Consider the following 870-nt stretch of genomic DNA (forward strand, 5'->3'; position numbering starts at 1 on the left):
GATAACGAACAAGAAAATTACGCAGTAAACCTTCTTGCTACATTCAAAAATCAATTAGACAGATACCCTACTGACAGCATTGATAACCGCTGCTTAACGAAAGCGTATCTATATACGGTTAAGAACCGCTATCGCCGAAGAAGGAAACCGCATGGACATTCAAACTGAAAATGAAATTCTTCGCGCGCTGAAAAAATTAACGGTTGAAGAAGAAGAGTTCTGTCAGCCAGGCGGGGAGTATTTATACGAAAGTTTAACTAACGCCTATCTTGCGCAAAAACTCTCCGATACAGATAAAGGCAATGAATACGAAGCATGGTTACTCGCACTGGAAACTACCGACGGATTCGATGAAGTCTTGTACGACGTTACTCAGAAAGTCGAACAAATTTTGWATCTGATGCGATGCCGTGATGCTTACTACGAGGTACCTGCTTAATGAAAGACAAAACGCACTATAGAAAGGCGTTCGATTCCCCTTATTTGAACAGCGCCGATATTGTTGAACCAACAGTGTTAACTATCTCTCATGTTTTATTTGAACCAGATAAAAGATGTTTTTAACACGGCTTATTTTGAAGAGAAAGAAATTAGACCCGACGAGACAGTTAAGCCGATGATTCTCAATGCAACCAATAGCAAAATGGTTAAACGAATAACCGGTTCGCCATTTCTTGAAGATTGGAAAAATGTAAAAGTCATGATTTGCGTTGAGCGGGTAAAAAATCGACAGGAATATGTCGATGGATTAAGAATATACCCCGCTATCATCAAGAAAAAAATATTAACGCCAAGCAAAGTAGAATCATGGGAGAGAGCCAAACAAAGTTATCTTAATACTGGCTCGCTAGAGAAAGTATTAGCACATGT

1 protein-coding gene and 2 pseudogenes are annotated in these 870 nt (G+C 39.4%); all 3 read left to right on the forward strand.

Annotated features, from left to right (window positions below; genetic code table 11):
- Nucleotides 1-151 precede the first annotated feature (151 nt).
- A complete protein-coding gene (locus CBG25_RS04630) occupies nt 152-439 on the forward strand; it encodes a hypothetical protein (RefSeq protein WP_290604911.1) in 288 nt (95 codons plus the stop codon).
- Nucleotides 439-528: pseudogene (locus tag CBG25_RS04635) on the forward strand (hypothetical protein); the annotation flags it as partial. The gene CBG25_RS04630 and the pseudogene CBG25_RS04635, both read left to right, overlap by 1 nt.
- Before the next feature lie 10 nt (nt 529-538).
- A pseudogene (locus CBG25_RS04640) lies at nt 539-870 on the forward strand (hypothetical protein); the annotation flags it as partial.

Origin of the sequence: Arsenophonus sp. ENCA (assembly GCF_002287155.1) — a bacterium.
In the GTDB taxonomy this organism is placed as follows: domain Bacteria; phylum Pseudomonadota; class Gammaproteobacteria; order Enterobacterales; family Enterobacteriaceae; genus Arsenophonus; species Arsenophonus nilaparvatae.